Below are 13,880 nucleotides of genomic sequence, written 5' to 3' on the forward strand. Positions count from 1 at the left end.
ACCCCTCAAAATAGTATAGTTATATTTACGGAGAAATTGACGTAATTATTACCTATTAGGGCATTATAATACCCATTTAGATGGAGGAAAATTTATTACCGCTTACGTTGTTTTCATCTGACCAGATGGGTAGTTTACTTGCCATACGGCGCTACGAGCTTCTCATGACGCAGGAGCAAGTAGCTGAACTGGCTGGCATATCCTTACGCGCCCTCAAACAGATAGAAGCAGGTAAAGCAAACCCCGGGTTACAGCCGTTACTTCGGCTGCTGTACGTGCTCGGGCTGCAACTCACGTTGAATAAGCGCACCAGCTCATGAAAACCATTTCTGCGCAGGTGCTGGACAATGACCGCTTGGTAGGGTTGCTGAGCCGGGAGCCGGACAAGTACGTTTTTCGGTATGATGACGCTTATTTGCAGGCTGCCGGGCCCGCCATTAGCCTGAGCCTGCCCACCACTCGCCAGACCTACATTTCCAATTACCTGTTTCCCTTTTTTTCGGGTCTATTGGCGGAAGGCACCAACAAGTCGTTGCAGACGCGGCAGTTGCATCTGGATGAGAATGACGACTTCTCACGGCTCTTGCTCACGGCGCATACGCAAACAATAGGCGCTATTACGGTTCGGGAGGTGCCTAATCATGACTAAGTGCTCTGGCTGCCTCAAAGCACTAAAAAGCAACAAGCCTCAGTTTTGCGCCACCTGCCGGAAACTACTTTTTGACGGAGCAAAAGTGTCGCCCGTTCTACCGTTTTCCCTGACCGGTATTCCCCGGGAATTCCAGCGCGGCCCGTCCGAAACGATTAAGCGCATCTCTATTTCGGGCGTACAGTTCAAGATTTCGTTGCTACTGACCGAAAACGAGTTGGAAATCAGCGGGCAGCGGGGGCCATTGGAGTTTATTCTGAAGCCCCCGCCCCGTAGTTTTGACATCAAACATACCGAAGCCGTACCAGCCAACGAGCACCTGACGATGCAGTTGGCCCGGCAGGTATTCGGGCTGCGTACCGCCGCCAACGCCTATCTGTCGTTTGCCGATAACCAGACGGGCGCTTACCTGACCCGCCGGTTTGATGTGCTGCCTACCGGGCGGCTGTTGCAGGAAGATTTCGCCCAGGCGGATGGCCGCAGCCGGTATACGCACGGCGAAAACTTCAAATATGACTCCAATCACGAACATGTTGCCCATCTGATTCGGCGCGGCGTGACAGCCGTACCGCCGGCACTCGACGAGTTCTTCCGGCTCACGCTGTTTAACTATCTGGTGTCGAACGGCGACGCGCACCTCAAGAACTTCTCGCGCTATCGACTGCCCTCCGGCGACTACCACCTTACGCCCGCTTACGACCTGCTCAACACGGCCCTGCACGTAAACGATGGTAATGGGCTGGCCCTCGACCTGTTTGACGATGATTACGAAACGCCAAGCTTCCAGGCCAACGCGTACTTGGCACAGCCTGATTTCCTGGAACTCGGCCACCGCCTGGGCCTGCCCCTCTCCCGCGTGCGCCGCCTGCTGGCCGATATTGTGGGGCACGAGGCGAAGGTGCAGGGCTTGATTGACCGCTCATTTCTGCCCGACGAGCTGAAAGTGCGCTACGCGGCCGTGCTGGCCGACCGGCGGCAGCGGCTGCGCTACCTGGGCGGCTAAATACTGCCCAGGTAACGCCGGGGGGTCTATTTACAGCTTACACCACCCTATTCCCCGTCCTCGTCGGGCAGAATTTGAACGTCCTGCACGAGGACCATCTTTTCTATTTCGCGGCCGCGAGGGGTGTTGGCGAGGCCGCCGAGGGCGGTTTCCTTGTAGCGGGTTTCCATGCTTTCGCCCACTTCGCCCAGCGCCGCTACGCACTGATCGACGGGAATTACGGGGTCGACGCCGGCAATGGCAATCTGGGCCGAGCTGAAGGCAATGGCGGCGGCTGAGGCGTTGCGCACCACGCAGGGCACTTCCACGAGGCCTGCTACCGGGTCGCAGATGAGGCCCAGCATACACTGGATGGTAATGGCAACAGCCGCAAAAACCTCCGATACCGAGCCGCCCAGGCAGTACACGATAGCGCCGGCACCCATAGCCGCGGCCGAGCCGGTTTCGGCCTGGCAACCGCCCACGGCGCCGGCCAGCGAGGCATTCTGCTCGATGATGAGCGCAATGCCCGCCGCCACCAATAGGCCTTCCAGAATAGAGCGGTCCTCCAGCTTATGGATGTCCTGGAGCGTAACCAGCACGCCGGGTAGAATTCCAGAGGCGCCGGCCGTGGGTGCGGCTACCACCCGACCCATGCACGAGTTCACTTCCTTGGCCCCCAGCGCCCGTGTAACGAGGTTTTTGAACTCGGGCGACAGCACCGTGATGGGCGAGGCGGCAATTTTCTTGGCCCCGTTGTTCACCATTCCTGAGCGCGAAGTCATGTCCTGGGTCAGGCCGGTGTGCACGGCATCGCGCATCACGTCGTAGGCCCGCTGCAATCCGTCCCAGATCTGTTCTTCGGTCCGGCCCTTCTGCTCCACCTCATAAGTCAGTACGGGCAGGAAAAGTGGTTCGTTGGTGGAGGAGCAGTGGGCCTGCCAGCTATGGAAATTGGTGAAGAGCAACGACATGGGCGGGGTGGGAAAGTGGAGCGAGGCGGGGCTTTGCTCCGGGTGGCGGGCAAGGTAGTACGCGCATAACCAAGGCAGCACGGCGGGGGTGCAAAAATCGGCATAAATTACTCGTGCCCGGCAATCCGGCCCCGGTCATTCGGGCCGGCGTATGGTGGCTGCTGCCTGCACTGGCGCAGCAAAGCCCTTCCGCAAGGCGCGGAAGGGCTTTTAACTGCATTCTCGAAGCGAACTAAAACGCTTAGGCCTCCTGCTTTTCGCTCACCAGCTTCACCGAAGCCGAGTTGATGCAGAGTCGCACGCCGGAAGGAGCCGGGCCATCGGGGAAGGCGTGGCCCTGGTGGGCGTCGCAGGCGTTACAAAGCACCTCGATGCGCGTCATGCCGTAGCTTGTATCCTTCTTGTAGCGCAGGGCATTTTCGGTGATGGGCTGGGTGAAGCTGGGCCAGCCGGTGCCCGAATCGAACTTGGTAGTGGAGTCGTAGAGCGGGGTGTCGCAGCCGATGCAGGCGTAGAGGCCCGCCTCGTGGGCTTCGCAATGCTCGCCGCTGAAGGCGCGCTCGGTGCCGTGCTCACGCGTAACGTGGTACTGCTCGGGCGTGAGCTGGGCGCGCCACTCGGCTTCGGTTTTTTCCACGCGCTTAGCGGGGGCCGGGCTGCCGTGGTTGGCCAGCCGGATAATATCGTTCCAGGTTTGCATGAGGGGTCGGTTTGATTGGGTAAAGGCAGCCCGCAGGCTTCTGTTACAAACGCGCCGGGTAGGCCGGAAGTTTCTGGCAAGGCTTCACCGGAGGGCAGGCAACAGCGGGCTCGTGCCGGCCTCGGACCGCTTCAGCGCTTAACCGACCACATTTGTGCATTGCCCGCGGGCCCCTTTGCCACCAGCGTGAAGCGCCCCTTGCCGAGCGCCATAGCCTTTTGGTCAGTGGCACTCTGCAACTCCACAATATCTACCGGCACGACGGTGGTCAGGTCTTCCCGCGCATCATAGGCAAATACCAGGCAGGGGTAGCCTACAGTCAGTTGCTGCTTGAGCGGCACAGGCCGCCGCCGAGCCGTGAAAATCCAGCCTGGCCGGCCCTGTACGTAAGTAGTACGCGGATGAAACACGTTTACATCAACCGACATGTTAGGGTCAGCGGCGGCGTAAGGCTGGTTCTCGGTAGTTAGGAACACTGCACTTTCCGGGGCCTGGGCTAATCGGTACTTGGCATTTTCCCCACCACGCGTACCGGACTCGGTTAGTGCCGTCTGGTCGACAGTAAACGGATTGATGCCAGTCAGGCGGCTTAGATGGTGCGCCATTGCGGGTGCCGTGACCATGCCGTTCGGGCCTTCGTTGATGTGGGAGAAGCCGCAGTACACCACAATTTTCGCCTGCGGGTCGGCCTGCAGAATTTGCTGAATATTGCGGGCTTGGGCCGTTTCGCGCGCCTTGGTCCGCTCATCCATCTCCCCTTCGCGTGAGAAGCCGTAATCGTACGCTACCAGCTTCAGGCCCGAGCGGCTGGCCGTCCGCAGCAGCTGGCCGAACTGCGGCTCCTTGGTGTAGTAGCCTGTGGCCAGCGTGGGGTAGGCCCGTCGGTTGAGCAGCGTGTCCTGCTCATTCAGCCCTTCCGCGGCAAAATACTGATAGCCCAGCTTAGCCAATTCCGGCAATAGAGAGGCTGCAAATGCCCGGTGCCGGGGGTTGTGGTGGGCTTCGTTGAGAATAATGATGCGCTCGGTGCGGGCGCGGCGCAGGATGTAGGCGCGGGCGTTTACGGGCCGCAGGGCCATGAAAGCGGTACTATCGGTGGCCGATAAGGGCCGGACAGGCCGCGGAGAGCCATCCCAGACTTCCAGGGCCGCTTGGTACTCGCCGATATACGACAAATCCCAGGCGGCATACTGATTGGCCCCGGGCTTGTCACTCCGGGCTTCTTGCCGAATGGCAGCCGATGGTTTGTAACTGCTGGTTTCCTGCGCGCAGGCCGTTAAGGTACTCAGCACGGCAATTAGGCAACCGACTTGTTTAATCATCTGCATAACTACCAAACAAGCTGCGCAATAACAAACGAGCTTTTCACCAAAACGGACTCGCCTGCCCTTCCGATGCATCAACCCCGGCCAAGCTTCCGGCGTTAAGCGAACCCTATGAAGCTCCTCTCCGCTGCCCAGACCCGTGCCCTCGACCAAGCCACCATCCAGGCCCAGCACATCACCTCCGCCGACCTTATGGAGCGGGCCGCCGGTGCCGTTACCAACTGGCTACTCGATGAGCTGCTGCTCGACTATGACACCGAAATCCAGGTGTGCTGCGGGCCCGGCAACAACGGCGGCGACGGGCTGGTAGTGGCCCGGCAGCTACACCGTGCCGGCTACCCCGTACAGCTCTGGCTGCTGCCCGCGGCCCGGCATTCGACCGACTTCACCCACCAAAAGCAGCAGCTGCCAACCGGGCTGGCTGTCCGGCAAATTGCCCCCGATAACCTGCCCACCATTACGGCCGGGACGGTGGTAGTCGATGCCCTGTTCGGCACCGGCCTGAGCCGGCCGCTGGAGGGCCTGGCCGCGGCGCTGGTGCGGCACCTCAACGACTCGGACGCAACCGTGGTGGCGGTGGACATACCCTCGGGCCTCTACGCTGATGCGACCCAGCCAGCCGACAGCGCCGTTATGCGGGCCACCTATACGCTCAGCTTCGAGCTACCCAAGCTGGCTTTCCTGCTGCCCCAAAACGCCAGTTTCGTGGGCGACTGGCGGCTGCTGCCAATTGGCCTCGACGCACAGGCCATCCAGAACATGGCCTGTGCTATACACTTCGTAACGGCCGATGAGCTGCGGGGGCGGCTGCCGAAGCGGCCGAAGTTCAGCCACAAGGGCACTTTCGGGCACGCGCTGTTGCTGGCGGGCAGCAAGGGTAAAATCGGCGCGGCGGTGCTGGCTACCCAGGCCTGCCTGCGGGCCGGGGTGGGGTTGATGACTACCCGGGTACCGGCCGTGGGCTACGACATCCTCCAGATATCGGCGCCCGAGGCTATGTGCCTGGCCGACCCCGCTACCGATTTCCTCACCGAGCTACCCGACCTGACACCCTACGCCGCCGTGGGCATCGGGCCGGGGCTGGGGCAGCACGACGACACTCGCGCGGTACTGCGGCAGCTGCTCGAAACGGCTCAGGTTCCGCTCATAATCGACGCCGACGCGCTCAACCTGCTGGGCGCCCAGCCCGAGTTGCAGCAACTGCTGCCGCCCGATTCGCTGCTCACGCCCCACCCCAAAGAATTTGAGCGCCTCGTGGGCGAGCCTGCCCGCGACGACTACCACCGCCTGGACCAGCTCCGCAACTTCGCGGGCCGCACCGGCTGCTACTGCGTGCTCAAAGGTGCCTACACCGCCCTGGCCGCCCCAGATGGCGCCCTCTACTTCAACAGCACCGGCAACCCAGGCATGGCCAGCGGCGGCAGCGGCGACGTGCTTACCGGTTTGCTGCTGGCCCTGCGGGCTCACCAAGGTATTTCGCCCCTGGCTGCAGCGTTGGTAGGCCTGCACGCTCACGGCCGCGCCGCCGACCTGGCCCTGCCCCACACCGGCCACGCGGGTTTGCTCGCCTCGGATATCGTGCGCTTTATCGGCCCGGCGCTGGAGGAGCTGATGGACGAGTGAGTTGGGTGAATAAAGGACCGGTGACGGTGTCATGCTGAGCGAAGCAGAGCGGAGTCGAAGCATCTCTACTGCGTCGTTACAGCCATTGGAGTTAGCGTTGCGGTAGAGATACTTCGACTCCACTCCGCTTCGCTCAGTATGACACCGTTCTTTTTGCCCCACCTTCCCACCGCAAGCCCCACCTTCCCACCACTTCACTTACCCCACCGCCAGCCACACGGCCACGAACTGCGCCACCATTACGCCATCGGTAAGCAGGGCAAAATAGTAGTCGGGCCGCGACTCTTCGGCGTACCAGATAACGGCGGCAGCCAGCCCCAGCGGTGCCACCAGCGCCACGGCGTGGGCCACCGATACGCCGGACGGTACCAGCAGCGCAGCTCCCAGCAGGGCCGCTAGCCCCAGCCATTTGGTGGTCCGGATGCCCAACACGCCCGGAAACGTGCGGGTGCCGGTCAGCCGGTCTTTGCTGTAGTCGCGGATGTCGAAAACCAACGCTAAAGCCAGAATGAGCAGGAAACGATGGGCGAAGAGCACCAGCACTACCGGCGACGCCCAGTCGCGGCCCAGGTACAGGGCGGGTATCCAGACGGTGACGGCCGCCCAGACGTAGGCAATGAGGAACACCTTGAGCAGCGGCAAATCGCGCAGGGCCCACCAGCGGCCCCGGCGGCGCCACAGCGGCATCGAGTAGAGCACTGAGATAAGCGCCAGATGGCCGCCGAACAGCGTGAGGGGCAGCAGCCGGGCATCGGTGAGGTACAAGATGCCGGCCGCCGTACCGGCCACCAGGGCAAGGGCCAGCAGCTGGGGCCGGTGGGCCCGAATCCACTGCTTGCGGCGGGTGGCGCCGGGCAGCTGGCCGTGCTTGTAGGGCAGCACGCTGTCGAGGTTGTAGAGAAACAGCGTGGCGGCAAAAATCAGCCCGCCCAGCCGCCCCGAGATGTGAACGCCCCAGAACAGAAACGTGGCCCACATCAGCCCCAGGGCCGCCACCGAGAGCCACACGCTGCTATACAGCACCGCATCCAGCAACTGCCGCCACTTGGGCGGCGGCGGAAGCGGGGTTGGGGAAGTAGGGCGGGCAGCTTGCATGGGGGCAAGTTAGAACGCCCGCAACAGAAAGGAATAAGGCTGTCGGCAGAACGATGTAGGGGCGGGGCTTGCCCCCGCCCGCCGTTGAACGACCCCACTGATGGCTCTCAACCGGCCAAGGGGATTTGTTCAACGGCGGGCGGGGGCAAGCCCCGCCCCTACGTCGTGCTGGTTGTGCTTCTAGCTTTTCGCTTCTAGCTCTTCCTTGGCCAGTACCGCTTCGTGGTCGTTGCCGTTGGGGAAGGTTTCGTTGTAGAGCTTGATGCTTTCGTCGATGATGCGGTAAGCCTCCTCGCGGGGCAAAAAGCGCTGCACCGTTACCGATTTGTGCTCCAGCGCCTTGTAGTCTTCGAAGAAGCGCTGCATTTCGCGCAGGGTGTGCGGCGGCAGGTCGTCGAGCTCGTTGTAGTGGTTAACGGAGATGTCGTGGGCGGCTACGGCAATGATTTTGTCGTCCTCCTCGTCGCCGTCCACCATCTGCATCACGCCGATGACCTTGGCCTCCACGAGGCACATAGGCACGATTTCAACCGAGCACAGCACCAGAATATCCAGTGGGTCGTTGTCGTCGCAGTAGGTTTTGGGGATGAAGCCGTAGGCAGCCGGGTAATGCACGGCCGAGAACAGCACGCGGTCCAGTTTCAGCATGCCGCTGTCTTTGTCCAGCTCGTACTTGGCCTTCGAGCCTTTCGGGATTTCGATGATGCCGGTAACGGTTTGGGGGACGTTGTCGCCGCGGCTTACGTCGTGCCAGGGGTTGAATTTGGCCATGTTGGGTTAAGCTGTTAGCGGAGAGCTAGTAGCTGTTAGCTTGAAAGTGAGTAAACAAAAGAAAGAGGCAGGCAGCGCCGGCCGGTCCGCAAATGCGGGCTGCAAAGGTAAGCAGACAAAACCGGCCAACGAACGAAAGCTAACAGCTAACCGCTGTCAGCCAACAGCTCAAAAAAGCTACCAGCCCAGCACCTCGCGCAGCGGCTCGCCCGTGTTGGCGCTCGGCTCCTGAATGTGGAGCCAGCGCGCCAACGTGGACGCAATATCGGTAATCTTCGCCGGAGCCGACGACTTGCCCGGCTTCACGCCCCAGCCCCAGAACAGCAGCGGCACGTGGGTATCGTAGGCGCTGCCCGAGCCGTGGGTGGTGCCCTTGTTGATGGGGTAGGCATACGATTCCAGCCAGCCGGCGGCCATTACCACCAGCACGTCGCCGCTGCGCTTGGGGTAGTAGCCATTCTCCAGGTACATCAGCTGCCCGCTTTCCCAGTGCGACTTCTGCACGTCTTCGGCGGCCAGCGCCCGCGTTACGCCCGAAAAGCCCAGCATCAGCTCAGCCGTCAGGCGCTGCACCGTGTACAGGTCGAGCTTCTTCTGGGCGATGAGCGGGCGGTTGAGGTACACTTGCTGGTTTTCGTAGCTCTGCACCCACTGTCCGGGGCCAAGCTGGCGCACTAGTTGGCGCTGCAGCGAGTCGCGCATGAGGCGCGGGCCCACCGAGCCGGCCGGCAGCTTGTTGGCCAGCAGGAAATCGGGCGAGTGGGCAGCGGCGTGGTCGGCGCTCAGGAACACCAGCGCCTGCCGCTTGCCCACCGTGCGGTCGAGGTAGTCGAAGAGGCGGGCCAGGTCCTGGTCGAGGCGCAGGTACGTATCCTCCACCTCAATCGAGTTAGGACCGAACTGGTGGCCGATGTAATCGGTGGAGCTGAAGGACAGGGCCAGAAAGTCGGTGGTGCCGCGCAGGCCCAGCTGCTCGGCCTGCATGGCCGCCAACGCGAAGTCCAAGGTCAGCGAGTTGCCGAAGGGCGTCGAGCGCACGAGGTCGAGGTTGCGGACGGGGGCCGTTTTCTCGCCCGTGGCCTGCAACGCCCCCTTCACGGCGGTGGGTAGCTGGGCGCTCAGGCGGGGCAGATCGTGCGGGAATACCGGGCGCTCCTCGCCCCGGAAAGCCGACTCCCAAGTAACATCGTCGGCGGTGCTTTCGGTGTACTGGGCAATGGGCAGCAGCGTGTTCCAGGGCTGATCGAGGTACTTGGCGGCCCGGCCTTCGGCGTTGAACGTAGCAGCCCAGGCGGGCAGCTGCTGCATGTAGTGGGTGCTGCTGATGAAGGCGCCGTTGGTGCCGTCGTACCAGTAAGCGGCGTTGGCGGCGTGGCCGGCGGGCAGAATGGAGCCCCGGTCTTTGATGCACACGCCAATCACCTTGCTCTCGAAGTTGGTAGCCAGCCGCAGCTCGTCGGTAATGGTAGTGGCCAGCATGTGGGCCGGCGACTGTTGGCCGGCTTCCATAGAACCACCCACTGGCTGCACTTTCTTGTCTTCGGTGACGTAGGTGGCCCGACCGGTTTCGCGCACCAGCCAGTTGTTGCCGATAATGCCGTGGCCCGAGGGCGTGGTGCCGGTATAAATGCTGGCGTGCCCCGGCCCGGTGTAGGTGGGCACGTACTTGTAGTGGGTATTCTCGTAGCTGAAGCCTTCGCCCAGCAGCCGCTTAAACCCGCCCGAGCCGTACTTACTCCAGTAGCGGTACAGGTAGTCGTAGCGCATCTGGTCTACCACAATGCCCACCACCAGCTTCGGGCGTTCCAGCGTGGCGGCAGCGGACTTCTTCTTCTGGGCGAGGGCGGGCAGCGCCAATGTGGCGGCCAGCAGCAGGGTCAGGCTTCTTTTCAAGGCAGGGGTTGATAAGGCCGCCGCCCGAAGACGACGAGCGGTTCAACAGACAAAGGTAGTTTGATTCAGTTGCCGGTGTTTAGTTGTCAGTTGATAGTTGTCAGTGAGAGAACGTCATTCTTCGACTACGCTGCGCTTCGCCCAGAATGACGTTCTCTCACTGACAACTAACAACTAATACCGGCCGCCCACGGGCCGGGCATTGAGGTGGCTCAGCCCGCCCCCGAAAGCGGGAAGGCGGGCTGGAGCGGCCCGGTACAGGCCGGTCGTATCGGTGAGGGCCTGCTCCAGAAAGGCCCGCAGGTCGGTTTTTTCGGTGGAGCTGAGGTGCAGTGAGTCGGGCGCCAGCGTTTGGTTGGGTACGGACAGGCCCTGGCCCACTCCGCCGCCCTGGTCGTAGAACTCGATTACCTCGGCCAGCGTCCGGAACGTGCCTTGGTGCATGTAGGGCGCGGTGAGGGCAATGTTGCGCAGCGTGGGGGTCTTGAAGGCATGCTTCTGCCACTCGATACCCGTGGCTCCGCCGCGGCCGGAGTCGGCGTCGAGGCGGCGGCTGTTGGGGCGGGTCGGCGTGCCGAGCACCTCGTACTCGGTGCGCTCAAAGCCGGGTGGCACCGTGCCGTTGAGCAGGGGCAGGAAGTGGCAGGTAGCACACTTGCCTTTGCCCAGAAACACGGCCGCCCCCCGCCGGGCAGTTGGGCTCAGGGCCTCGCGTTGCCCCCGCATATACGCATCCAGCGGAGCTTGCAGGCGCACCAACGAGCGGACGTAGGCCGCCAGCGCGGCCTGCACCTCGGCCCCGGTCGCAGCGCCGGCCGGGTCGCGGTCGAACGCGCGGCCAAAGGCTTTCTGGTAGGCCGGGCTGCGGCTTAGCAGCCCGGCAGCGGCAGTCGGCGAGCCGTGCATCTCGGCGGGGTTGTGCAGCACATCGGCGGCCTGGTCTTCGAGGTAAAACAGCCGCCCGTCGTGGCGCTGGCCCCGCTGCAGGGCCGCGTTGAGCAGCGTGGGCGCGTTGCGCCACCCGGCCCGGGCTCCGGCGAAAGCCACGCTCCGGGCCTGGCCATCGGTAAAGGCGCGGGCAGGCTGGTGGCAGCTGGCGCAGCTGCGGCTACCGTTGCCCGAGAGTACGGGGTCAAAAAACAGCAGCCGGCCCAGCTCGGCCCGCGCCGCCGGTACGGCCGCGGTAGTCATTGGCGCGAAGGCCATCGGCTCGAAGGCATCGGGCGCAAACAACGACGACGCGTCGGGCCGCAACGCCCGTACTTCGGCGGGGGGTGCAATGCCCAGGGCCTGCTGCGCTTCCCACAGCCGCTGGCTCAGCGGGTTAGCGTAGGCCACGATAAACTCCAGTCGGTCGAAGGCGGCGGCGTCGGGGTGGCGACGCAGGTAGACCTGGGCGGCCCGCAGCAGGCTGTCGAGGCGGCCGGCCGGGCGGGTGGGCAACTGGCCGCGGTAAGGCGTTACGGCGGAGGCCACACCGGCCAGGGCCGCGGCGGTTTCGGGTACCAGGCCGGGCGAGGCCGGCGTGTCGAAGCCCGTAACACCGAGGGAAATCACCCGAAATACCTCCAGCCGGGCCGCGTCGAAGAGCTGGCGGTCGGTGGGCATGAGGCTGGCGGCGGTGTGGCGCAGGCCCAACAGCGTACTACGCACGAAGGCCAGCTGCTCCAGCAATTCGGCCCGCTGGGTGGGCGCGTAGAGGTCGGGGTAGAAGTAGGTTTCGAGCACCTGCAGGCCCTCGGGCTGCTGCAGGCGCTGCTGCTGGTCGAACTCTTCCACCTCAACCAGCGCCGGGCCGTTGAGGGCTTTGGCGGCCGAGGGGCTGTAGTACTCGGCCAGCAGTTCGACCCGCTTCCAGGCCCGGCGGGCCGCCAGAAACGCGGCCCGCTGCCGGCCCGCTGGCTGGCCCGCGGCTACCGCCCGGTGCAGCCTCGCCACCGCCGAATCGAGGTGGCGCAGGTCGCGCTGGTAGGCTTGCAGCACCTGGGCGGCAGGCGTGGCGGCGGAAGTGGCGGCTTGGCGGGCCGGGCGCGCAGGGGTCCGGCAGCTCACCCACAGCAGCAGGCCGGCCGCCAGCACGAGCAGCAGCAGTTGAGCAGATATTCGGTTGAAAGCGGGCATGAGCAGTAGTTTCTAATGAGTAGTTGGCTGCGACGGGGCTGGCCGAAGGCCAAAGCGCCGCCCCTTGCAGGGGGCGGCGCGGCTGACGATTTCACGCGTAATACAGCACCTGAACAGCCACTTATATAGCACCCTAGCAAAGCCGGCAAAGCGGCGGATTAGCGCGGCAGACCGCTCACAATGATAACTTGACTGGCCTGGTCGTTGCCGTTGTTGGGCTTGGCGCCGCCATCCTTGTATTTCTGCGCCCGCCAGGTGTGGGGCTGAATGCAGAGGATAAATGTATCGGGGATGTTGACCACGTCCGATATGTCGACGAGGGCCCCGTATTCCCAGTCGCCCTTGTCTGAGGGTGCGGGGGTGTAGCCGGCCCCGGTTACGTTGTACTTGTCCTTGTCGGGGGCGGTGCGGCGGTGGTCCAGCTCCAGCACAGTTTTCAGGCCGCCGGTGGCAATATCATACTGGTACACGTAGGCATCGTGCGTTTCGGAGCCGTAGCCGTTCGAATCCTCCTGCACGTACACGTAGCGGTTGGTTACGCAGATGTTGTCGGGGTTCTGGAACGCGCCGGCCTTGCCGTTGCGGTCGTCCCCATCGAGCACTACTTCCAGCGTGCCCACCAGTGGGTTCTGCTCGCTGAGCACGAGGCGGTACACCCGGCCCCACATCGTGCGGCTCTGGTCGGCGTTGGCCCCCGAAATGGCCTGGCCCGTTACGTTGAAATACACCTCGCGGCCGTTGGCCCCGCCGCCCTTGCGGTAGTCCAGATCCTCGACCCGGCCAAACTTAATGGCTTTCAATGGGTCGACCTGAGTCTGCATCTGAGCGCCGGTCAGGCTCTGGTAATTGGGAATGGCGGCAAACTCCACCTCGTATTTCTGGCCCACAACCAGGTCTTTCTCGCGTTGGTTGAGGTCTGTGCGCCGCAGCATGTACTGCTGGCCCCCGTCGAGGTCGCCCACGGTGTTGCTCAGGTACAGGGCCACTTGGCCGCCGCTGGCGTCGGAGGCATCTTCGCCCGTCAGGATAACTGTTTTGCCGGCGTAGGCGGTTTTGGGCAGGGGCACCGCGTTTTCGGCGCTCCAGTAGCCCAGCCCTTTAACCTGTTTGGGCGTGCTCTGGGTGTTGTTGTCGGCGAAGGGCTGAATCAGGTGGGTCTGGGCATCGACGGCACTCTCGCCCGCGCTCAGAAAGTAGGGCCCGAAGCCGTGCTCCTCGGGCGTTACGAGCGTAGCCGAGCACAGCCGCCACCGGCCACCATCGGAGTTCAGCATGTACTCCCCGCCAATGGGCCGCAGCGTTTCGTCGAAGCGCACCCGCGAAATGGCGCGGTTGTCTTCGTTGTTGACGAGCATGGTAAAGCCCTTGCCGTCGGGGTTGCGCAACAGCCCGGCCCCATCGGCCGAGCCGCCGAACATGAACTCGGGCGTAGCGGCCAGCTGGTCGTCGGAGCTGATGAGCGAGTAGAGCTTCAGGTTGGTGAAACCCGACTGGGCCGTAGCCAGCACGGGCGTGGCCGAGTAGTTATCGAGCTTCACGGCCGCCGTCTGGGCTACGTTGGGCGTGTTGTCGTCGGAGCAGGCGGCCAGCCCGGCGCTCAGGGCCAGCGCGGTCAGCAGGCGGGCAGGCGTAGTAGTTTTCAACATATACAGGCAGCAATTCGCCCCGGTAAAGGGGAGGTGGAAAGGATGCCCAAAAGTAGCCGGGGCCTGTTACGGCAGCGTAACCCCTGCATTGCTAAGTCGTT

12 protein-coding genes are annotated in these 13,880 nt (G+C 63.3%); 4 read left to right on the plus strand and 8 right to left on the minus strand.

Going from position 1 to position 13,880, the window contains the following annotated elements:
- Nucleotides 1-125 precede the first annotated feature (125 nt).
- The 3 genes from HW554_RS21140 (at nt 126) to HW554_RS17340 (ending at nt 1,652) form a co-directional block, all read left to right on the plus strand.
- Nucleotides 126-320 carry a helix-turn-helix transcriptional regulator gene (locus HW554_RS21140; RefSeq protein ID WP_176909846.1) on the plus strand — a complete coding sequence of 65 codons (195 nt, stop codon included), beginning with the start codon at nt 126-128 and terminating at the stop codon, nt 318-320.
- On the plus strand, nt 317-649 hold the full coding sequence (locus HW554_RS17335) for a HipA N-terminal domain-containing protein (RefSeq protein WP_176909835.1): 333 nt from the start codon (nt 317-319) through the stop codon (nt 647-649). The genes HW554_RS21140 and HW554_RS17335 overlap by 4 nt, the downstream gene beginning before the upstream one ends.
- An 85-nt stretch (nt 650-734) precedes the next feature.
- A complete protein-coding gene (locus HW554_RS17340) occupies nt 735-1,652 on the plus strand; it encodes a type II toxin-antitoxin system HipA family toxin (RefSeq protein WP_176909836.1) in 918 nt (305 codons plus the stop codon).
- A 47-nt stretch (nt 1,653-1,699) separates the two neighbouring features.
- Here HW554_RS17340 and sdaAA read toward each other — a convergent pair whose 3' ends face one another.
- The 3 genes from sdaAA to HW554_RS17355 all read right to left on the minus strand — a co-directional run bounded on the left by sdaAA (nt 1,700) and on the right by HW554_RS17355 (nt 4,627).
- Nucleotides 1,700-2,605 (minus strand): L-serine ammonia-lyase, iron-sulfur-dependent, subunit alpha, encoded by a 906-nt coding sequence (gene sdaAA / locus HW554_RS17345; RefSeq protein WP_176909837.1) that lies wholly within the window; start codon nt 2,603-2,605, stop codon nt 1,700-1,702.
- 241 nt (nt 2,606-2,846) lie between these two features.
- Nucleotides 2,847-3,305, minus strand: coding sequence for a peptide-methionine (R)-S-oxide reductase MsrB (msrB, locus tag HW554_RS17350; protein ID WP_176909838.1), 459 nt, complete (start codon nt 3,303-3,305; stop codon nt 2,847-2,849).
- A 131-nt stretch (nt 3,306-3,436) separates the two neighbouring features.
- Entirely contained in the window at nt 3,437-4,627 is a 1,191-nt protein-coding gene (locus HW554_RS17355; protein ID WP_176909839.1) for a hypothetical protein, read from the minus strand.
- Nucleotides 4,628-4,741: 114 nt separating this feature from the next.
- Between HW554_RS17355 and HW554_RS17360 the strand changes: the two genes are divergently transcribed.
- A complete protein-coding gene (locus tag HW554_RS17360) occupies nt 4,742-6,253 on the plus strand; it encodes an NAD(P)H-hydrate dehydratase (RefSeq protein ID WP_176909840.1) in 1,512 nt (503 codons plus the stop codon).
- A gap of 198 nt (nt 6,254-6,451) precedes the next feature.
- Here HW554_RS17360 and HW554_RS17365 read toward each other — a convergent pair whose 3' ends face one another.
- The 5 genes from HW554_RS17365 to HW554_RS17385 form a co-directional block, all read right to left on the minus strand.
- A complete protein-coding gene (locus HW554_RS17365) occupies nt 6,452-7,348 on the minus strand; it encodes a UbiA family prenyltransferase (protein ID WP_176909841.1) in 897 nt (298 codons plus the stop codon).
- 180 nt (nt 7,349-7,528) lie between these two features.
- Nucleotides 7,529-8,119: an inorganic diphosphatase gene (locus HW554_RS17370; protein ID WP_176909842.1), complete on the minus strand. Its 591-nt coding sequence runs from the start codon at nt 8,117-8,119 to the stop codon at nt 7,529-7,531.
- A 177-nt stretch (nt 8,120-8,296) separates the two neighbouring features.
- Entirely contained in the window at nt 8,297-10,012 is a 1,716-nt protein-coding gene (gene pafA, locus HW554_RS17375; RefSeq protein WP_176909843.1) for an alkaline phosphatase PafA, read from the minus strand.
- Nucleotides 10,013-10,186: 174 nt separating this feature from the next.
- A complete protein-coding gene (locus HW554_RS17380) occupies nt 10,187-12,133 on the minus strand; it encodes a cytochrome-c peroxidase (RefSeq protein ID WP_176909844.1) in 1,947 nt (648 codons plus the stop codon).
- Nucleotides 12,134-12,291: 158 nt separating this feature from the next.
- Complete coding sequence (locus HW554_RS17385) at nt 12,292-13,779, minus strand: PhoX family protein (RefSeq protein ID WP_176909845.1); 1,488 nt, start codon at nt 13,777-13,779, stop codon at nt 12,292-12,294.
- Nucleotides 13,780-13,880 lie beyond the last annotated feature (101 nt).

It is taken from the genome of Hymenobacter lapidiphilus (genome assembly GCF_013377885.1).
Taxonomy (GTDB): domain Bacteria; phylum Bacteroidota; class Bacteroidia; order Cytophagales; family Hymenobacteraceae; genus Hymenobacter; species Hymenobacter lapidiphilus.